The 19,939-nt window shown below is 43.9% G+C and carries 23 protein-coding genes and 1 tRNA gene; 20 read left to right on the top strand and 4 right to left on the bottom strand.

Annotated elements, in window-relative coordinates; translation table 11 throughout:
- Positions 1-160: 160 nt before the first annotated feature.
- The gene (dnaA, locus tag ABEW32_RS03280) at positions 161-1,507 is read right to left on the bottom strand and encodes a chromosomal replication initiator protein DnaA (RefSeq protein WP_013368644.1); all 1,347 of its coding nucleotides are present in this window, start codon (positions 1,505-1,507) and stop codon (positions 161-163) included.
- 186 nt (positions 1,508-1,693) lie between these two features.
- Here dnaA and ABEW32_RS03275 point away from each other — a divergent pair, with 186 nt between their 5' ends.
- From ABEW32_RS03275 to ABEW32_RS03215, 13 genes are all read left to right on the top strand, one after another.
- The gene (locus ABEW32_RS03275) at positions 1,694-1,912 is read left to right on the top strand and encodes a hypothetical protein (RefSeq protein ID WP_430184646.1); all 219 of its coding nucleotides are present in this window, start codon (positions 1,694-1,696) and stop codon (positions 1,910-1,912) included.
- Positions 1,913-2,312: 400 nt separating this feature from the next.
- Entirely contained in the window at positions 2,313-2,468 is a 156-nt protein-coding gene (locus ABEW32_RS03270) for a hypothetical protein (RefSeq protein WP_430184644.1), read from the top strand.
- Positions 2,469-2,574: 106 nt separating this feature from the next.
- On the top strand, positions 2,575-2,709 hold the full coding sequence (gene rpmH, locus ABEW32_RS03265) for a 50S ribosomal protein L34 (protein WP_007433250.1): 135 nt from the start codon (positions 2,575-2,577) through the stop codon (positions 2,707-2,709).
- A gap of 271 nt (positions 2,710-2,980) precedes the next feature.
- Positions 2,981-3,331: a ribonuclease P protein component gene (gene rnpA, locus ABEW32_RS03260; protein ID WP_305166122.1), complete on the top strand. Its 351-nt coding sequence runs from the start codon at positions 2,981-2,983 to the stop codon at positions 3,329-3,331.
- Between the two features lie 71 nt (positions 3,332-3,402).
- Positions 3,403-4,269, top strand: coding sequence for a YidC/Oxa1 family membrane protein insertase (locus tag ABEW32_RS03255; protein ID WP_430184642.1), 867 nt, complete (start codon positions 3,403-3,405; stop codon positions 4,267-4,269).
- Positions 4,266-5,024, top strand: a complete 759-nt coding sequence (gene jag / locus ABEW32_RS03250; protein ID WP_430184640.1) for an RNA-binding cell elongation regulator Jag/EloR — start codon at positions 4,266-4,268, stop codon at positions 5,022-5,024. The genes ABEW32_RS03255 and jag overlap by 4 nt, the downstream gene beginning before the upstream one ends.
- Positions 5,025-5,152: 128 nt before the next feature.
- A complete protein-coding gene (gene mnmE / locus ABEW32_RS03245; protein WP_430184638.1) occupies positions 5,153-6,529 on the top strand; it encodes a tRNA uridine-5-carboxymethylaminomethyl(34) synthesis GTPase MnmE in 1,377 nt (458 codons plus the stop codon).
- Between the two features lie 97 nt (positions 6,530-6,626).
- Positions 6,627-8,516, top strand: coding sequence for a tRNA uridine-5-carboxymethylaminomethyl(34) synthesis enzyme MnmG (gene mnmG / locus ABEW32_RS03240; protein ID WP_430184636.1), 1,890 nt, complete (start codon positions 6,627-6,629; stop codon positions 8,514-8,516).
- Positions 8,516-9,238 carry a 16S rRNA (guanine(527)-N(7))-methyltransferase RsmG gene (rsmG, locus tag ABEW32_RS03235; RefSeq protein WP_430184634.1) on the top strand — a complete coding sequence of 241 codons (723 nt, stop codon included), beginning with the start codon at positions 8,516-8,518 and terminating at the stop codon, positions 9,236-9,238. Before mnmG ends, rsmG begins: the two co-directional genes overlap by 1 nt.
- 385 nt (positions 9,239-9,623) lie before the next feature.
- Positions 9,624-10,442, top strand: coding sequence for a nucleoid occlusion protein (noc, locus tag ABEW32_RS03230; RefSeq protein WP_013373916.1), 819 nt, complete (start codon positions 9,624-9,626; stop codon positions 10,440-10,442).
- 188 nt (positions 10,443-10,630) lie between these two features.
- Positions 10,631-11,392 (top strand): ParA family protein, encoded by a 762-nt coding sequence (locus ABEW32_RS03225; RefSeq protein WP_013373915.1) that lies wholly within the window; start codon positions 10,631-10,633, stop codon positions 11,390-11,392.
- Positions 11,385-12,227, top strand: a complete 843-nt coding sequence (locus ABEW32_RS03220; RefSeq protein WP_430184632.1) for a ParB/RepB/Spo0J family partition protein — start codon at positions 11,385-11,387, stop codon at positions 12,225-12,227. The genes ABEW32_RS03225 and ABEW32_RS03220 overlap by 8 nt, the downstream gene beginning before the upstream one ends.
- Positions 12,228-12,431: 204 nt before the next feature.
- A complete protein-coding gene (locus ABEW32_RS03215) occupies positions 12,432-12,953 on the top strand; it encodes a DUF4446 family protein (RefSeq protein ID WP_430184630.1) in 522 nt (173 codons plus the stop codon).
- On the opposite strand, the gene yyaC is transcribed toward ABEW32_RS03215, so the two are convergent.
- The gene (yyaC, locus tag ABEW32_RS03210; RefSeq protein ID WP_430184628.1) at positions 12,907-13,512 is read right to left on the bottom strand and encodes a spore protease YyaC; all 606 of its coding nucleotides are present in this window, start codon (positions 13,510-13,512) and stop codon (positions 12,907-12,909) included. The genes ABEW32_RS03215 and yyaC overlap by 47 nt on opposite strands.
- A gap of 250 nt (positions 13,513-13,762) precedes the next feature.
- Here yyaC and ABEW32_RS03205 point away from each other — a divergent pair, with 250 nt between their 5' ends.
- From ABEW32_RS03205 to ABEW32_RS03195, 3 genes are all read left to right on the top strand, one after another.
- Entirely contained in the window at positions 13,763-14,713 is a 951-nt protein-coding gene (locus ABEW32_RS03205; protein ID WP_430184626.1) for a mechanosensitive ion channel family protein, read from the top strand.
- On the top strand, positions 14,703-14,915 hold the full coding sequence (locus ABEW32_RS03200) for a DUF951 domain-containing protein (RefSeq protein ID WP_430184624.1): 213 nt from the start codon (positions 14,703-14,705) through the stop codon (positions 14,913-14,915). Before ABEW32_RS03205 ends, ABEW32_RS03200 begins: the two co-directional genes overlap by 11 nt.
- Before the next feature lie 88 nt (positions 14,916-15,003).
- Positions 15,004-15,094: transfer RNA gene (locus ABEW32_RS03195), tRNA-Ser, on the top strand.
- Positions 15,095-15,302: 208 nt separating this feature from the next.
- Here ABEW32_RS03195 and ABEW32_RS03190 read toward each other — a convergent pair.
- Both ABEW32_RS03190 and ABEW32_RS03185 read right to left on the bottom strand, forming a co-directional pair.
- On the bottom strand, positions 15,303-15,620 hold the full coding sequence (locus ABEW32_RS03190) for a hypothetical protein (protein ID WP_430184622.1): 318 nt from the start codon (positions 15,618-15,620) through the stop codon (positions 15,303-15,305).
- A gap of 367 nt (positions 15,621-15,987) precedes the next feature.
- Positions 15,988-16,182, bottom strand: a complete 195-nt coding sequence (locus ABEW32_RS03185) for a YjzC family protein (RefSeq protein ID WP_013373906.1) — start codon at positions 16,180-16,182, stop codon at positions 15,988-15,990.
- Positions 16,183-16,501: 319 nt separating this feature from the next.
- On the opposite strand from ABEW32_RS03185, the gene rpsF reads away from it, so the two are divergent.
- The 4 genes from rpsF (at position 16,502) to ABEW32_RS03165 (ending at position 19,888) form a co-directional block, all read left to right on the top strand.
- Positions 16,502-16,786, top strand: a complete 285-nt coding sequence (rpsF, locus tag ABEW32_RS03180; RefSeq protein ID WP_007433230.1) for a 30S ribosomal protein S6 — start codon at positions 16,502-16,504, stop codon at positions 16,784-16,786.
- Between the two features lie 49 nt (positions 16,787-16,835).
- On the top strand, positions 16,836-17,327 hold the full coding sequence (gene ssb / locus ABEW32_RS03175; protein ID WP_010346813.1) for a single-stranded DNA-binding protein: 492 nt from the start codon (positions 16,836-16,838) through the stop codon (positions 17,325-17,327).
- Positions 17,328-17,348: 21 nt separating this feature from the next.
- The gene (gene rpsR, locus ABEW32_RS03170; RefSeq protein WP_013312800.1) at positions 17,349-17,621 is read left to right on the top strand and encodes a 30S ribosomal protein S18; all 273 of its coding nucleotides are present in this window, start codon (positions 17,349-17,351) and stop codon (positions 17,619-17,621) included.
- Between the two features lie 527 nt (positions 17,622-18,148).
- Positions 18,149-19,888, top strand: coding sequence for an ABC transporter substrate-binding protein (locus ABEW32_RS03165; RefSeq protein ID WP_430184620.1), 1,740 nt, complete (start codon positions 18,149-18,151; stop codon positions 19,886-19,888).
- Positions 19,889-19,939 lie beyond the last annotated feature (51 nt).

Here is a 19,939-nt window from a genome sequence, read left to right as displayed (position 1 = left end):
TCAAGCACGCGTTGACGCGGGCCTTATATAGGTGATGTATATCTTTAAAATATATTAGTAATAGTAATAGGCGCACTGAATATGTGGATAACTATGTGTAACCCTAATAAAATCAAGCCTATCCACATGTGTATAAATTGTGTATAGGCTCTGAACTTGTTCAGGTTGGATTTTTGATTTTTTCTATTAGGTTGTTGATAACTTTAAATAGATCCTGATCCACTTGAATGGATTTGGAGATTTTTTCGTGCGCATGAATGACCGTCGTATGATCACGTCCACCGAAAGCCTCACCGATTTTCGGTAAAGAATAGTCGGTTAGCTCACGGGAAAGATACATGGCAATCTGCCGTGGGAAAGCCACAGCCTTCGTCCGCTTACGCGCTTTGAAATCTTCTAGTCGTAGATTATAAAATTCCCCGACTTGATGCTGTATATCCTGAATCGTGATCATTTTTGGGCGGCTGGATGGGATAATATCCTTTAACGCCTCAGCCGCGAGATGGCTTGATACATCCTGATTGGTTAAGGAAGAATAAGCGACAACACGAATGAGTGCCCCTTCCAGCTCACGGATGTTTGTATCAATTTGATTGGCGATATACATCATGGCCTCATTAGGAATATCCAGGTTTTCTGCCCGTGCCTTTTTGCGAAGAATAGCTATTCTTGTCTCCAAATCCGGCGGTTGAATATCCGTAATAAGTCCCCACTCAAAGCGAGAGCGCAGCCGTTCTTCCAGCGTTGGAATTTCTTTAGGCGGCCGATCACTTGAGATGATAATCTGCTTGCGTTCCTCATGAAGCGCATTGAACGTATGGAAAAATTCCTCTTGCGTTGATTCCTTGCCCGCAATGAATTGAATATCATCAATGAGCAAAATATCGATATTGCGATATTTATTCCGGAAACTTTCCCCGCGGTTGTCCCGGATGGCATTAATGAATTCGTTCGTAAACTTCTCCGACGATAAATAAACGACCTTGCTGGTCGGATTATGCTCCAAAATATAGTGTCCGATAGCATGCATCAGATGCGTTTTCCCCAGACCTACACCACCGTATAGAAACAGCGGATTGTAAGCTTTGGCCGGCGCCTCGGCGACGGCCAGCGATGCCGCATGGGCAAAACGGTTCCCCGATCCGATGACAAATGTATCGAATGTATATTTGGGATTCAGCATATGGGACACAGCTTCTTCTTGAACGACCGGCTGCTGCTGAGGCTGCTGTTGAAGGTCGACCTCGGCGGGCTTGTTCTCTTCAATAACGAACTTGACCTCTAAATGCTTGCCCAAAATCTCATAAACCGTTGCTCCGACTAGCTTGGTATAGCGGCTTTCAAGCCATTCCACGGCAAAAGTTGTCGGTGCAGAAATCACAATGGAGTGGTCATTTAGTTTCGCTGCCTTGGTAGCCTTAAACCAAGTGTCGTAACTCGGCTTACTCAGCTTGGTTTGTATGATGGATAGAATTTGCTGCCATAGTTCAGAGGTATGGCTGTCCACAGACGTCACTCCTTTTAAATCCTGACATTTTACCGAAATTAAGCTGCAGAGAGCTGCTCTCGGCGCTTCGGCAAAACGCCTAAAATCCCAAAAATATTGTTGAAGGCCATAAAAAGACATACCGCCGCCTAAATCATGCGGCAGTGTAGTGAGAGAACGCAGCACAAAATGCCCTGAAAAATAGTAATGGAAAATTCCACTGCTGACCAGCAGAAGAAAGACGATATTTCTCAGGAGGGAATGTGCGGCACGATCCGTTCTCTTGATCCCGCAGGCCAAAACGGGACTGCAATATGTCGAAATCAAATGAAAAATGTAGAATATATCCCCAGAATCCCGAATCCGCACAAAAATAAAAATATGGATAAATTGAACTTGTTCACAACTTTATCCACAGGGTGTTGATAATATGGAGGGTAAAACAACATATTCACATTCAAAAGTAATATCATCATAGCAAAAGAAGCCTTGTATTTCAATGACTCGTGGTTATTTATCCACAAATTCAATCTGTTGTGTACAATTTTTATTCACAACACAAGATATTGTTTATAATTTGTTCAGTTTTCGACAATAACTCTTTTTCGCTCTAAAATGTTATGCACAGGTTATGACCATTTAAATCACAATTCCATTCTTTTTGTGGATCTGTGTATAACATCTGTTGCCTTTTGGTTACAGTAGGTTATTTTTGTGTAGAAAATTTCCGGTAACGTTTCCGACAATATTTTTGACGAGCCGGATAGCGGTATCTGAAATGGTGTGGATTCAAGCCCCAAAGAACTAGCGAAAAAAAGGCCAGCTGATGAAAGAACGGAAACTACAAAATAATAAAGGGATGATGCTGGGGAGGTGGCAAAAAAACGAAAATAAGGGGGAGAAAAGAGTGGGCAGAGTGATGGGGGAGACGGAGAAGTCTTTTAAATGTGAAAAAGAGGGAGAAGATTCAGAAGTACATTGACTTTGACCGCTATTTGTGGTTAAATGTACAAAGGTGTTTTTTGTGGAGATTGCTATGTTAGGTATATTCCATATAAAACGTATTCCTTGTAAGGAGGTGCAGCACAATGAGACCGACTTTCAGACCGAATGTCAGCAAACGTAAAAAAGTTCACGGCTTCCGTAAAAGAATGAGCACGAAGAATGGCCGTAAAGTTTTGGCAGCTCGTCGCCAAAAAGGTAGAAAAGTATTGAGTGCGTAATGCGTGCATAAAGACCACTACGGTGGTCTTTTTTTTCATAATTTTTTCATAATTGAAGTGTTTATGGATCGGATCGCTTCTTTTAATTGTAGATATGTAGTGTGAAAAGAGGGAGAAGTCCTGCATTCGGTACTATATTAGATGAAGCTTTTGAAAACGGATATAAAATAAGCGAGATTACCATGTTGGAATGTTGTCCATACTTCTTATTATATAAGAGGTCAGGGGAGCTTACTGATATGTGTAAAAGAGATGAGCAAGGAGAAGCGCCGTGCAAAAAAAATTGCGTCTACGAAACCGGGCGGACTTTGGGCGCGTATACCGCCATGGCAAATCTTTTGCCAACCATCAGTTTGTGGTGTACTGGTTCCGCCGCAGAGAGGTAGAGCAGTTCCGCGTCGGAATTTCGGCTAGCAAGAAGATCGGCAACGCAGTTGTCCGCAACCGGATGCGTAGGATCGTTAAGGAAATCGTACGCCATCATGAGCAGGAATTGGTGGAACAGATTGACCTGATTTTTATCGTTCGTAAGGGTGCGGTTACCCTGTCGTATCAAGAGCTGGAGAAAAGCGTGCTGCACGTTTTGCGCAAAGCCTCGCTGCTCAAGTCTACGCGCCGATAATCAGTATCTTTGTCCTACAGGATATGGTATGATTTACGTTGGAATGGATTGGTTAAGAAAGGGGTTATGAAGTGTCGCGTTTGAAGACTCAACGGGGAAAATGGTTCCTCCTGATTGCCTTATTGGCACTTGTTGCTGTGCTGTCCGGATGTACCCAGGCGGCTCACAATTCTTACACGACGGCAGACTTGGCCAATGGATCTTGGTGGCAGAGATATGTCGTTTACTGGTTTTCGTATGCGCTGGATACATTTGCCCAATGGTTCTCTGGAGAATATGGCCTGGCCGTATTAATCTTGGTGATCATCGTGCGTACCATTATTTTGCCGCTTACACTCAAGCAAGTACGCAGTTCCAGAGCAATGCAGGCTATTCAGCCACAATTAAAAGAAATTCAAGCGAAATACAAGGATACACCTGAGCGAGTTCAGCAAGAAACGATGAAATTGTTTCAAGAAAACAAGGTTAACCCGATGGCAGGCTGTCTGCCCTTGCTTGTACAGATGCCTATTTTTATCGCGCTTTATAATGCCATTTATTATAACTCGGCATTGCGGGATCATGACTTTTTGTGGCTCCAGTTAGGTAAACCGGATCACTTCTTTATCCTGCCGATTTTAGCAGCGATTACGACCTTTGTCCAAACCTGGATGATGATGAAAATGAATCCGACGCCGCAGCAGGGACCGATGCAATTTCTGTTGTACGTCTATCCGGTGCTGATTCTGTTCATGTCGTATAACTTTCCGTCTGCTTTGCCGTTGTACTGGTTCTTCAGTAATATTTACACCATTGTTCAAAACTATTTCCTTTATCGGAATAATGATAAGGACGCAGCACTGGCCAACGTGAAAACAGCCAGTCTCACGAAAACAGGCTCCTCTAATAGTAAGAAAAAAGGCGGCAAAAACTCGAAGGGGGCTAAAAAGTCGAGATGACCAAAGTCGTGACATCAGGAAAAACCGTTGAAGATGCTGTAAGACAAGGACTCTCCCAGCTGGGAGTAAGCCGTGAACGGGTAACCGTAAACGTGTTGGAACAGCCGTCAAAAGGATTCCTGGGGTGGCTAGGGGTCAAAAAGGCGAAGGTGGAGCTTACACTGCTCTCTGAGCCGTCTCCTGAAACCACACACACGGCTGAACCTCATGTATTGGCTCAAGCACCTTCTGAAGTGGGACAGGCTGTATCAGAGGCTGGGTCTGTTGCGCAGAAAGTGCAGATGAACATGGAAGCACCCGGGGGACATGTAGATCCTTATGAAGAGGCGGTGTGTTTCATCCGTGAAACAGCTGCAGGAATGGGACTGGACGTTGAAGTCGATGTCCGTCATCGCAAGGATGAAAGCACACTGGATATCTCTGGACCATCGCTCGGTATGCTGATTGGCCGCAGAGGACAGACTTTAGATGCATTGCAGTACCTGACGAATATTGTTGCCAACCGTCATTCTGATAAATTTATCCGCATTGTGCTGGATGCCGAGCAATTTCGTGCACGGCGGCGGAAAACGCTAGAGGATTTGGCGGAACGATTAGCAAATCAGGCGGTTCGTTATGGTAAGGAAGTGGTACTGGAGCCAATGCCGTCCCAGGAGCGAAAGCTGATTCACGCCAAGCTCCAGCAGCATGCGCTGGTTAGAACATACAGCAAGGGGGACGAGCCTAATCGGCGCGTTGTCATTGCCAAGAAATAATCCGACGCAATGGCTCTCTGCAAGCTGCAGAAGCCATTGCTTTTTTTCTTATATTTCACACTGAACCGGGTGCCGTCCTTCATGAAGGACGGCAATGCCGTTTTTACTTGATAGGAGGTTGAAACGATATGCTGAGCGATACCATAGCTGCCATTGCCACGGCTGTCGGCGAGGGCGGCATTGCAGTTGTGCGGGTCAGCGGTCCAGGAGCGGTTACAGAAGTGGAGACTTTGTTCCGTAGCAAAACTCCCTTAAGTAAGGCTCCAACGCACACCGTACACTATGGACATATTATAGATCCTCAAAGCCAAGAGAAGGTGGAGGAGGTTTTAGTTACAGTGATGCGGGCACCACGTTCTTTTACAACAGAAGATGTGGTGGAAATTAGCACGCATGGCGGAGTAGTAGCTGTTAAACGGGTGATGGATCTGTTACTGCTGCAAAATATACGTCTGGCTGAGCCAGGTGAATTTACGAAACGCGCCTTTTTGAATGGTCGTATTGATCTGAGTCAAGCGGAGGGCGTCATTGACTTAATTCGCTCCAAATCGGATAAAGCCTTTTCGGTGGCTTTGAAGCAGGTGGACGGGCAGCTGTCCCAGAATATTCGTCGCTTGCGTCATGTGTTGGTGGAGACACTTGCTCACATTGAAGTAAACATTGATTACCCTGAGCATGATGTAGAATCCTTTACGTCTGAGCTAATCAAGGATAAAAGCAGCCAGGTCATGGCAGAAATTGATCGATTATTGCATACAGCGGAGCAGGGGAAAATCTTGCGTGAAGGGCTGACTACAGCAATTGTCGGAAGACCAAATGTAGGCAAATCGTCACTGCTAAACACACTGGCTCAGGGGGAACGGGCGATTGTGACCGATATTCCGGGCACGACCCGTGACGTTATTGAGGAGTATGTGACGATTAATAATATTCCGCTCAAATTGCTGGATACAGCTGGAATCCGCGAAACGATGGACGTCGTGGAACGGATCGGGGTAGAGCGTTCGAGAACGGCAGTTAGTGAAGCGGATTTGCTGCTCATCGTCATTAATGCCAACGAGCCACTGCACGAGGATGAAATGGCATTAATGGAACAAATCCGCGGTAGACAAGCGATTGTTATTATGAATAAAATGGACTTACCGGCCCAAATAGACCGGGATTTGTTGCTGCGCTATGTCCCTGAGGAGCTTATTGTGCCGATGTCTGTGAAGGAAAATGAGGGAGCAGATCGGCTGGAACAGGCTATATCCAATCTATTCTTTAGCGGCAAGCTAGAATCGGCGGATATGACGTATGTCAGCAATGTACGACATATTGCTTTGCTAAAGAAAGCACGCCAATCGCTGGTAGATGCCTATGAAGCCGCTGATCAATTTGTTCCGATCGATATGATCCAAATTGATGTAAGGTTGGCATGGGAGCAGTTGGGCGAGATTGTAGGCGATACTGCGCATGATGCATTAATAGATCAAATATTTTCACAATTCTGTCTGGGCAAGTAGAACATTCAAGCACGGCTGGTTTAAGCCGGCTATCGTTATAGATACACAAAAGCATATTCGGGGTGAAGACTCGAATGTATAGGGAGGTAAGAGAGGTATGGGATATCAAGGAGGCGACTATGATGTGATTGTCGTCGGTGCGGGCCATGCGGGCGTAGAATCAGCCTTGGCAGCAGCACGGATGGGCTGTCGTACATTGATGATCACAATTAACCTGGATATGGTCGCGTTCATGCCCTGCAACCCGTCTATTGGCGGTCCTGCAAAAGGACATGTCGTACGGGAGATTGATGCATTGGGCGGCGAAATGGGTCGGAATATCGACAAAACATTTATCCAAATGAGAATGTTAAATACTGGTAAAGGACCGGCCGTGCATGCCTTGCGTGCGCAAGCTGACAAGTTTTCTTATCAGCACGCAATGAAGGAAACAATGGAAAAGGAACCGAATCTGACCTTACGTCAAGGTATGGTTGAAGAGCTGATTATAGAAGACGGTCAATGCGTCGGTGTGATTACGAAGACGGGCACAGAGTATCGTAGTAAAACAGTTGTGTTGACTACTGGCACCTATCTGCGCGGAAAAATTATTATGGGTGAGCTGATGTATGAGAGTGGTCCGAACAATCAGCAGCCTTCATTGAGACTTTCTGAACATTTGAGAGAGCTGGGTTTTGATCTCGTTCGGTTTAAAACAGGAACGCCACCACGTGTGCATAAGGATACAATTGATTTTAGCAAAACGGAGATACAACCAGGTGATGATCAGCCGAAGTTTTTCTCTTATGAAACGAAGTCCTCGGATAATGAGCAGCTGCCTTGCTGGCTGACGTATACTTCGGTGGAAACACATCAGATTATTAATGATAACCTGCATCGGGCGCCAATGTTCTCTGGTCTGATTGAAGGAACGGGACCACGTTATTGCCCCTCTATCGAAGATAAAGTGGTGCGTTTCAGTGATAAACCGAAGCATCAAATCTTTTTGGAGCCTGAGGGTAAAAACACATCCGAATACTATGTTCAAGGCTTGTCGACAAGCTTGCCAGAGGACGTGCAATTAGCTGTGCTACGTACCATTCCAGGAATGGAAAAGGTAGAAATGATGCGTAATGGTTACGCGATTGAATATGATGCGATGGTACCTACTCAGTTGTGGCCTACTTTGGAAACGAAAAAAGTACCTGGCTTGTTCACGGCAGGCCAGATTAACGGAACATCTGGTTATGAGGAAGCTGCAGGTCAAGGAATTATGGCTGGGATCAATGCAGCTCGTAAGGTGCAGGGCAAAGAGCCTGTCGTACTGGATCGTTCTCAAGGCTACATTGGGGTTCTGATTGACGACCTAGTGACGAAGGGGACAAATGAGCCCTATCGCTTGCTGACATCCCGTGCAGAATACCGTCTGTTGTTGCGGCATGATAACGCGGATCTGCGATTGACTCCGATCGGGCATGATATTGGCCTGATTACAGATGAACGATACGAGCGCTTTTTGGATAAAAAACAAAAGGTAGAGCAAGAAATTGAGCGTTTACGCTTAGCTAAAGTTCGCCCGGTTGATGTAAATGAGATGCTGGAGCAAGGCGGATCTGCACCGATACAGGACGGCAGTAATTTGTTAACAGTGCTGCGTCGACCTGAGATCAGCTATGCACAAGTGGCACAAATTTCGCCTTCACCTGTAGCTCTTACTGAGGAAGAGCAAGAACAGGTGGAAATCCAAATTAAGTATGCGGGCTACATTGAAAAGCAATTAATGCATGTAGAACGCCTGCAAAAGATGGAGAAGAAGAAGCTCCCAGAGGATATTGCCTACAACGAAGTTCAGGGCTTGGCTATTGAAGCTAAGCAGAAGCTTGAGAAAATCCGTCCGATGTCCATTGGTCAGGCCTCCCGTATCTCCGGTGTAACTCCTGCGGATATTTCCATTTTGCTGGTTTATCTGGAGCACTATAACCGTGTAACGGCAGCGAGGGGATCATAATGGACGCGATACAACAGCAGTTTAAGCAGCGGCTGGCAGAGCATAGCATTGTGATTAATGACAGCCAGTTAGAACAGTTTGAAACATATTACCGTGTGCTGGTTGAATGGAATGAAAAAATGAACCTGACGGGTATTACTGAACGAGATGCGGTGTACACCAAGCATTTTTACGATTCTCTTTCACTTGCCTTTTATGTTCCGTTAAATGATGTGGGAAGCCTGGCTGACATTGGTTCAGGTGCAGGTTTTCCTGGCATCCCCTTGAAAATATGCTTTCCACATATCCAGTTGACCATTGTAGATTCACTGAACAAACGTATACAATTCTTAGCGCATGTTGTAGAGCAGTTGGGACTGGAAGATGTTGAACTGATTCACAGCAGGGCAGAGGAGTTGGGACGCAAAACAGGATATCGTGATAGCTACGATCTGGTCACAGCCCGAGCTGTTGCACGCCTCGCGGTACTAAATGAATTTTGCCTGCCTTTTGTCCGTGAAGGAGGCTACTTTGCAGCAATGAAGGGTAGTGATCCAACGGAAGAAATCAGGGAGGCTTCCTACAGTTTGAAAGAGCTAAAGGGGAAAATCAAACATGTTCAGGCCTTCCAGCTACCTGTTGAGGATGCAGCGAGGCATATGATTATTATTGAAAAAAGAGCAGCTACACCACGGAAATACCCGCGTAAGCCAGGCACTCCTTTGAAGACACCTTTAGTGTAAATGTTTGAAAGAAAGTGAATGTTTCACGTGAAACATTCACTTTTTTTATGGTTTATTGATCTGTACTTAAGAATATTTTTTGCCGAATGCCCTCTACATAATTTATTCTTGTATCCTTTCGAAAAGCTGGTAGAGACGATAGGATTATGACTGGAAAAGTGATAGAATAGAGATAATCGTTTTAGTGTAAGTTGGCTGCTTCCCGTACTCATGATTTCAGATATACATATAGGGAAGTGGGACAACAAATGTCAGGGGAGTACGTGGAGTGTACCCGCTTACGGCGCTGTTTTATATAGAAGGGTCTACAATCCCCGTAAGGATCTGTTTTTCACGAAGCGCTGTTTGTATGGTGCTATTATGAAATTAGGTGGTATTATACGGAATGAAAGAACAATTTTCCAAGCTATTTGGTTTGACGGAGCGATCCAATGGGGACGAAATAAAACAAATTCCAGTTCGGGATATTGTCAGCAGTCCTTATCAGCCCCGTACCATATTTGACGACGAGAAGATTGATGAGCTATGCCAGACTATTAAGACGCATGGTGTTATTCAGCCGATTGTCGTTCGTTTCCGTAATGGACAATATGAGATTATAGCAGGGGAACGTCGTTGGAGAGCTGTCACCAAGCTGGGTATGGAGACAATTCCAGCCATTGTTCGTGAGTTTAATGATTCACAAGCTGCATCCATCGCGTTGATTGAGAACCTTCAGCGGGAAGGTTTAACAGCGATTGAAGAGGCTGTAGCTTATCAAAAGCTGATTGACCTGCATCAACTTACCCAGGAAAGCCTCGCTCAGCGACTTGGCAAAAGCCAATCTACGATTGCTAATAAAATACGTTTGCTTCATTTGCCGGAGAGAGTGAAAGAGGCTCTAATGGAACGTAAGGTGTCCGAGCGTCATGCTCGTGCATTATTGTCGCTAGAGACCGAAGAACTACAGTACAAGGTTTTAGATGAAGTAATTGCTAAGGAACTTAATGTAAAGCAGACAGAGGCACGAGTTGCCTTTTATAAACAAGTATCCACGATTAAGAAATCAAAGCGGATTTCCTTTACCAAGGATGTCCGGCTTGCGCTGAATACGATTCGTCAATCCATTGATATGGTGTCTGGCTCCGGGCTCGATATCAAAACAAAGGAATCTGATCATGAGGATCACTATGAGATTGTCATTCAAATTCCCAAACGTAAGTAAGGGATGAAGCGTACAGGCGGCAGCAATTGCCGCTTTTTGTGTCTAACGCCAACATAAAACCGCAGCATACTCGTATTCTATTTTGAAATTGCCGTTATCCATAAGTTAAGGACTAAGTAACGTCTTCATAGAAGCTTTTGCAATCATGGAATATAGCAGGATTCCGATTAAATTATGAGGTGAATGAAGTGTCAAAAATAATAGCCGTGGCCAATCAAAAAGGCGGAGTAGGCAAAACGACTACTTCCGTGAATTTGGGCGCCGGACTTGCTTCCCTCGGCAAAAGGGTATTGCTCGTGGATATCGACCCGCAAGGTAATACAACCAGCGGTGTGGGTATCAATAAGGCGGATGTGGCAAATTGCATTTATGATGTACTCATTAACGAGGTTGACCCTAGTGAAGCGATTATTAGTACACAGGTCGAGGGATTGGACATTATCCCGGCAACCATTCAATTAGCAGGTGCGGAAATCGAGCTGGTACCAACCATCTCTCGCGAATTGAGATTAAAAAGATCACTTCAACTCGTCAAGCATAATTACGATTATATATTGATAGATTGCCCTCCATCGCTGGGTATTTTGACGCTCAATTCTTTGACAGCTTCCGATTCGGTCATTATTCCAATTCAATGTGAATATTACGCGCTGGAAGGATTAAGTCAGTTGTTGAATACTGTGCGATTAGTACAAAAACATCTAAACACCTCATTGCAAATTGAAGGTGTGTTGCTAACCATGTTTGATGCCCGCACGAACTTGGGTATTCAGGTTATTGAAGAAGTGAAAAAGTATTTTCAAAGCAAAGTTTATCAGACGATTATTCCACGCAACGTGAGACTCAGCGAAGCACCATCACATGGCCAGTCCATTATTACGTATGATCCCCGTTCTCGTGGGGCAGAGGTATATATTGAGTTGGCAAAGGAAGTGGTATCTTATGAGTAAACGGTTGGGAAAGGGATTGGATGCGCTTATTCCCTCCCTTACAGTCAGCGAAGAGGATAAGGTTGTTGACATTCCGCTCAGCCAGTTGCGAGCAAACCCATATCAACCTCGGAAAACGTTTGATGAGGAGTCCATTAAGGAATTAGCGGAATCCATTCGTCAACACGGTGTAATCCAACCGATTATTGCACGTAGTGTTTTGAGAGGATATGAGATCATAGCCGGGGAAAGACGGTTTCGGGCATCTCAATTTTGCGGGAATCCGACCATACCTGTGGTTGTTCGCAATTTTACAGATCAGCAGGTAATGGAGATTGCCCTAATTGAGAATTTGCAGCGTGAAAACTTAAATGCAATGGAAGTGGCAGTAGCTTATCAGGGGCTAATGGATCAATTCTCCTTAACTCAGGAAGAGTTGTCCATGAAGGTGGGAAAATCACGTTCGCATATTGCCAATTTCCTTCGCTTGCTTGCATTGCCTGAGGAGGTTAAAGATTATGTTTCACGTGGAACATTGTCTATGGGGCATGCAAGGGCAATTGTTGGACTCAAAGACCCAGACATGGTGAAACAGCTGGCCATGCAATGCATTGAGCAACAGTGGAGTGTCCGCGAACTTGAGGAAGCCGTACAGCAATTGGATCATAAGCCTGGGGAGACAAAAGCTAAAGCGAAGGTGCGAAAAAAGGACCCCTATATCGACCATATGGAAGAGTCCCTGCGAGAGCGTTTTAAAACAACGGTAAAGATCAAGCACAATAAAGACAAGGGCAAAATTGAATTAAATTATTACAGCCAGCAGGATTTGGAAAGATTACTGGAGCTATTACAGTAGTCTGTAAAAATATGGACATGTCTCCTTAGGTAAAATGGAAAGCGAGATATGTCTTTGCTTTGTCTGGAATTGCAGGGATTAGAATGGTTTTGATGGATAAACTAATAGCCTTGTGTTATTTGTCTCGCTGTTCTCAAACGTTTAAAATAAAAGGTAAGCAAAGCAGTAACATGATTTTTGAGGTAGAGGGGTAGAAACAAACATATGGCTGAATTGAATGGACTAATCATGGAGCAGCTTGCTGGAATTGTTGCAGGGATCATGCTTATTTTGCTTATCCTGTTGATAGTTATAATTGTACAGGGATCAAAACTGAAGAAGATGCGGCGAAAGTATGAAACCATGATGGCAGGCAGCGGGGTCGAAAATTTGGAAACGCTGCTGATTGATTTAAAGGTACAAATGGATACGATCGAAGATGAGCAGGAAAGCCACCGTGCAAGTATGAAATCACTACGGAGTAAACTGACTGGATTGAAGGGACATATAGGGATCAAACGCTATAACGCCTTTGGTGAGAGAGGAAGTGATTTAAGCTTCTCTCTGGCTATAGTGGACGATAATCAGGACGGAATAGTATTGACTGGCATCTATAACCGGGATGGCTCATATGTGTATGCCAAGCCTCTGGAAGCGGGACAATCCTCTTATTCCTTATCGCCTGAAGAGAAAGAAGCTATTACTCTTGCGCAGCAAGTAGGACAGACCGGTAATGCCACTCCTTAATTGCGGAGTACAAGCTACTAGCAATGATATCTGACAATTTCATGACCAGATTTAGTCTCGTATTTTGCAATACAAAGTATTCCATAAAGCCGCCGACGTTAACGATACCAGTCAAATGGATATCGCCGACCGGCGGTAATTCTTTATTTACACCTGCTCCAGGCTTGAGAGGACCCTCTGCAACCTGAATGCATCCAACACTGGAGGTTTGTCCAAGACATGCGTCTATGCCGATAATATAAGGTTGTTCGTACCGGTCATATATGCCGTTCAGCGTCGTTTGCAGATTCATAGCATGCACAGGCTCGTCTAATGTTCCATACAGGTTAAACAGGGGGCTTTTATAGCGTGACAAGTGAGTCCCCACGAGTGGACCAAGGCAATCTCCAGTAGAACGGTCAGTGCCGATGCAAACAATAACGATATTTTGCAGACTCCGCGCCTGATGCAGATGGAACAGCAAACGATGGATGATAGCTGATTGGATCCCGGGATCGGTGTGTGATATTTTTAAGCTTAGGGGTTCTTGCCCCGGAATGAAGTCAGATGGATGAGTCATGGAATCTTCCTTTCGTCCTGTAATGGAGTATGCAGGTTGTGCTCGGCTATCTTTAAAATTTCACTTGGCCTGCGGGTAACAATTATTTTCAAGATAGTAGCTAGTATATGGATAAACTTGTGCTTTTATACTCAGGAAAAGTAGATTATTCATAGTCGTATGTTTGAAGTCGGGAGATATGCTTATATAGATAGGAAATAGGATGTGGGATACAGAAAGAGTAATTCCCTGGTTTAAGGAGGAGTACAGCATGACCTTTATACATTGGTTGACCGGTAATTTGGACGCGGATGACGTAGTGCAAGGTGCGATTCATTGGAAGGATGCTGTATGGAAATGGCTTACTGATAGCACAATGTGGTCGACCTTTTTGTTTGTGGTTTTGAAAATCGCAATTATTTTCATCATTACACGTATCTTTATTCGAGTTATTAATAAAATTATAGATAAGTCGATGGAGCAAAAAGGAGATAACGGCAGATTCCGATTGAATACCAGACGGTTAACGACTGTTGGTGAATTGCTAAAAAATGTAACAAATATTGTATTCAATTTCATCTTAATTATGCTGGTGCTATCGCAAATGGGTATAAATTTAGGCCCTTTAATTGCTGGAGCAGGAGTGCTTGGGTTGGCTGTAGGTTTTGGGGCACAGAGCTTGGTTAAGGATGTGATTACCGGATTCTTTATTATATTTGAGGATCAGTTTGCCGTAGGAGACGTCATTCAGACGGGAACTTTCAAAGGAACGGTAGAAATGATTGGGCTGCGTACAACCAGGCTGGTGAGTTGGAAAGGTGAAGTTTATATTTTACCGAACGGTTCCATTACGACGGTAACGAACTTCTCCATGTCCAATGCGTTGGCGGTCGTGGATGTACCGATGAAGGCAGAGCGTAGTCTGGAGGAAGCCGTCAGCTTGGTCAAACAGGCGATCCAAGGCATTGAAGAGTCCAATGCACAGATACTTAATATGCCGGATGTGTTAGGCGTTCAGTCTATGACTACATCAGAGTATATCGTACGGATTGTGGCTGAATGTATGCCGAATACAGGGGCCTTGGTAGAGCGAGATATTCAGAATAATATCAAGAGGGCTCTGGAAGACGAGGAACATCGTCAGGCTGCGCTGGAGACGGCGATCACCCTTGAAAAGGAAGATGAGCCAGAGAGAAAAGGAGGAGAGAAGGGTGGAGCGTAAGTCGTTTGAACTAGGGGATATTGTGCAGATGAAGAAGCCTCATCCGTGTGGAACGAACGAGATGGAAATTATCCGGATGGGGATGGATATTCGAATCAAATGTGTCGGATGCCAGCATAGTGTGCTGATACCGCGTGCTAAGTTTGAAAAGAACATGAAAAAAGTGCTTCGCTCAAAGTCCAGTGCTGACGAGCAGAATTAGGAAACCATTTGGGCAGAGAAAGTGGATCATGGTGGACAAGAATCAGCTTGCGTCATGATAGCAATGATGATATAATTATCCTTGCTGCGGAAAGGTACCCAAGAGGTCCAAGGGGGCTGACTCGAAATCAGTTAGGCGTCGCAAGGCGTGCGTGGGTTCGAATCCCACTCTTTCCGCCACTAACTTTATGAACTTGATCAATCTCTTACGTCTGTTGACGTAGGGGGTTTTTTGGTTTATGGAAATAAATCATTATAAGATTACAAAAAATGAATTGAACGATATCGAAGAAAAGATTAAGAATCTCTTGATGGATGAATAAGGCGTTAGGGCAAAAGAAAGCTCCTAACTGCGTTTGAAATAATTGCCGTTAGGAGCTTTCTTTTGTTATAGCTGATTAGGCGGGTAATGATAGCGTTTTGTTCTCTTTGAGCCAGAGATCATCAGAAGGATGGCTGCAATTAAATGGAGTGCCCAGCCAACAAAAGGAATCCAGGCTAGCAAGGAAGTGAGTACTCCCCATACAGAACCGTAGATCGCTTCCTGATTGCGTAACGACAGGATAAGTGTTATTGCATGCAGGATAAGCATGAATCCAAGAGCAGAGTAGCCCGTCCCCATGACAATAGCTCCTCCCACAATCGGTACAGCAAGCACCAATTCGAATATACCTGATATCCACTTTAATATACGAGAATAGCTCATCTTTAAACCTCCGTAGATAATAGGTCTTTTGTACTTGGATATATTCTAGCAGAAGGAGCTGAATTAATCTGCATTTTACCAGTATATGCAAAAAGTCCGATAATGCAACAAAGGAGGACCACAAAGGTCCTCCATCGTAGGCGATACATTTTTAACAGGATACGATCTGTCCAATCACATCATGAAACTCGGTGTACTGACTAGCAATACCGTGTTGAAAAGACAGTGTCCTTTTACACAAACCTAACGCTTCTAATGCCCGGAATGGATCTCCTAACAGTTTGTAAGGCTACGTTGTCCAACGGAACCACACCTCTCTGTTGTATCGCCTAATCATAATATGGCCAGGATGCCAAAGAAATATACATTAGTGGACGCGAGCTTTTGTTTTTTTCTTCCACTTGCGATTATGGTTGGTGGTCTTCGGAAAGGAATCGCCTCTTTCCAACGTTATTTGCTGCGGGTTTTGGATTTCAGTATGAAAGCTTTTTTCTCCAACCTCCATATATACGCCGTCGTTTGGGACCTTATCCCCGGGTACGAACTCAGTCTTTTCACCCATACGATTGTGCCTCCTTAGATAATGAATTTGGACTGCAACGGTTATTGTGCGCTGTCTTAAACAGAAACATGCGAAAACAGGTGTGCAGATCGTAGTTAATCAAAAATTCTTTCCTTATATATATGCAAAACTTATGATGGGATATAAAATTGTATAAAACGAAAGAATATGAAGTGTGTATATGGCCTTGAGTCTTGTACTCGAAATTGCAGGTTGCATTCAGTTGTTCATTTTGGTAAACTGTTTTAGTGCGAGTTTAGGCTCGTTCCTTGCTCTCAACTGAGATTGAGGGCCTTATGTCCATAAGGAGGTGTAAAGAATGCGCAAATATGAAGTGATGTACATTATTCGTCCTGACATTGAACAAGAAGCTGTTCAAGCGACAGTCGACAAATTCCAAGGTATCATCTCTAACGGCGGTGGCGAAATTACGAATCACGATGTAACTAAACGCCGTCTTGCGTATGAGATCAAGAAATTCCGTGATGGTTCTTTCGTTCTGGTAAACTTCACAGCAGAACCTGCTGTTGTTACTGAGCTTGAGCGTATCATGAAAATTTCTGACGAAGTAATTCGTTATCTCATTACGAACGACGTAGCTTAATTATTGTACGTGATTATGTGATGAACAACGCTCAAAGGAGGGGATTGGATTGTTGAACCGTGTCATTCTGATCGGTCGTTTGACCAAAGATCCAGAGCTGCGCTATACACCGTCTGGTGTAGCAGTAACCCAGTTCACCCTGGCTGTAGACCGTCCGTTTACAAGTCAAGGCGGCGAACGGGAAGCGGATTTCTTGCCGATCGTAACCTGGCGTCAGCTTGCTGAAACATGCGCTAACTATCTTCGTAAAGGTCGTTTGACGGCTGTTGAAGGCCGTGTACAGGTACGTAATTATGAGAACAATGAAGGAAAACGTGTATACGTGACTGAAATTGTTGCTGATAATGTACGTTTCTTGGAATCTAACCGCGATAGCGGCAACGGTGGCGGCAATAGCGGTGGAGGTATGCGTGAGGAGTCTCCTTTTGGGGGCGGTAACAGCAATAGTGGACGCGGGAATAATAACTCGCGAAACAATCAGGATCCTTTTTCCGATGACGGAAAACCGATCGATATTTCGGATGATGATTTACCATTTTAATTGGGAAAGGACTGACAAAGAATGGGCTTCAGACAAAGAGAAGGCGGAGACGATAACAAAAGACCAGCTCGTCGTGGTGGTCGCAACAAACGTCGTAAAGTATGTTTCTTCACTGTGAACAAAATTACTCACATTGACTATAAAGATACAGACCTGCTTAAAAAATTCATCAGCGAACGTGGAAAAATTCTTCCTCGTCGTGTGACTGGAACAAGCGCGAAATATCAACGTATGTTGACAATCGCTGTTAAACGTTCCCGTCAAATCGCATTGCTTCCTTACACTACTGAATAGTAGTGGGTGGAAAGAAAAGATGCTCCCAATCCTGGGAGCATCTTTTTTTTATGATTTTTTTTATTGACAACAAGTGCCATCTATTGTAACTTACTAATAATACAATCCATGTTTACCCATTAAGTATAAATTACCTTTTAGTTGCTTAGGAATTACAAGCTCCCCAACTCGCCAGAGTACACATTTCGATCATTTGAAATGTTATTTTATATTACATGATATTCAGTTATTTCTCATTTTCCACAAGTAATTTTCATAAACTTTACAAAAATAGATGTTTTGCAATTGTATATTACATAAAAAAAGATATTGACGTGATATTATTTTACACTTAAGATAAACCTTAATAAAAATGTAATGGTTGTCGGTGCACAAAATTGACCAAGGGTCTAAAACATGTGTTTACGCTATCATTAGATACAGTGAGGAGGATGTGCAAACTTCATTTTCAAACCTCAAGCTTTAACGAATCACCGCAGGAATGAGACAGGCTGTTAAATAAAGAACCGACAAGGGGGATTAACAGGATGGTGCAAAAGAAGAAGTGGTTTTCTTTGCTTATGGTGCTTACGATCGTTGGTGTTCTGTTTGCAGGATGTAGTGGAGGTGCTAATGAGGCACAGCCGCAGCAAGGCAATACGGATAATCAAACAGAGGGAAATGAAGGCGGCGCACCGGTTACAGAGGGTGTAATTAAAGCGACGGATTTGTCACAAAATCCTCCAGGAGCAACAAATCGGAAAGATAACATTGTAGTAGGTATGACATCACCTAAAGGGGTATTTAACCCGCTATTCTGGCAAACAACCTACGATTTATATGTAGTCAGAACGGTATTTGATTCCTTCTTACAGGTGAAGGCAGATGGTACATATGAAAATAGTTTGGCTGAGAAGGTTGATGTATCGCCAGATGGTCTAAAATACACCTTCCACCTGAAACCAGGTGTGAAGTATAGTGACGGCACTCCAGTAACGGTAAAGGATTATGCTTTTGTTCTCAAAGTGCTGCATGATCCGAATTATGATGGAGAAAGCGATATATTATCTTTTAAGATTAAAGGCGGTAAGGAATACCACGATGGCAAGGCGAATGATATCTCAGGTATCAAGGTCATCAATGATAACACAGTAGAAGTAACCGTTACAGAAGCAACAGCTTATACGAAGGACTATCTGGGTGAGCAATACTTTATGCCAGAAGCTTATTACGGAAAAGGATTCAAGAAGGGTAACCTAGACAGCATCAAGGCGCTTAATAATAAACCAATCGGCTCCGGGCAGTATGTGCTGAAGAGCTTTTCCCCGGGCCAACAAGTCGTACTTGAAGCGAATTCCAACTACTTCAAAGGCGCACCAAAGGTGAAATCAGTTATTTTCAAAACGACAACAGAGGAAACAAACCTGTCTATGCTGCAAACAGGCGAAACGGACATGGACAACATCACAGTTACGGAAGACAATGTAGAGGAATTAAAGGCGCTAGGCTTCTTAGACGTGAATATTATGCCGACCAATGGCTATGGATATATTGCGTTTAATCACAAGGAAAAGAAATTCCAGGACCCTAAAGTACGTCAGGCTTTAACTATTGGCTTAAACCGTAAAGAGATTGTGCAGGGCGTGTATGGCCCGTATGCGAATGTCATTAACATTCCACAATCTACAGAATCCTGGTCTTATACGGATGAAGGCATCAATAAATATGAGTTTGATACAGCGAAGGCGAAGGCTTTGCTGGATGAAGCAGGCTGGAAGGTTGGTGCTGACGGAATTCGTGAAAAGGACGGCGAAAAGCTCACTATTAACTTCTCCGCAACTGCTGATAATCCAGTAGTAGAGGCCTTGCTGCCGATCATGTCCAATAACTATAAGGAGCTAGGCATCAAGCTGACTTCCGAAACTTTAGATTTTAACGCCATTATGGATAAAAAGGATACAGGCAAGTTTGATATGTTCTTTGCGGCCTGGGGCTTAACTCCAGACCCGGATACAACGACTTTTATTACGAATGGTGCACAAAATGATATCGGCTATTCCAATAAAAAGGTTGATGAATTAACACTTGCTGGCAAGCATGAACTGGATCAAGAGAAACGCAAACAGATTTACAAGCAGCTCTATCAAGAGCTGAACAAGGATCTGCCAACTATCTTTATGTACCAACGCAGAGATATGTGGCCTGTTAATGGACGTGTATCCGGTTTAGAAATTACGCCATACAAAGATTTTGAGTTCACTCTGCATAACGCTCAAATCGCTCAATAAGGGTTGCCAATCGTATGCTCAGCTCTCACGAGCTGGGCATATCACTTTATT

Origin of the sequence: Paenibacillus jamilae (assembly GCF_050482105.1) — a bacterium.
In the GTDB taxonomy this organism is placed as follows: Bacteria; Bacillota; Bacilli; order Paenibacillales; family Paenibacillaceae; genus Paenibacillus; species Paenibacillus jamilae_B.
Note: the sequence above shows the minus strand (reverse complement) of the source record. Positions and strands in the feature narration are given on the sequence as shown.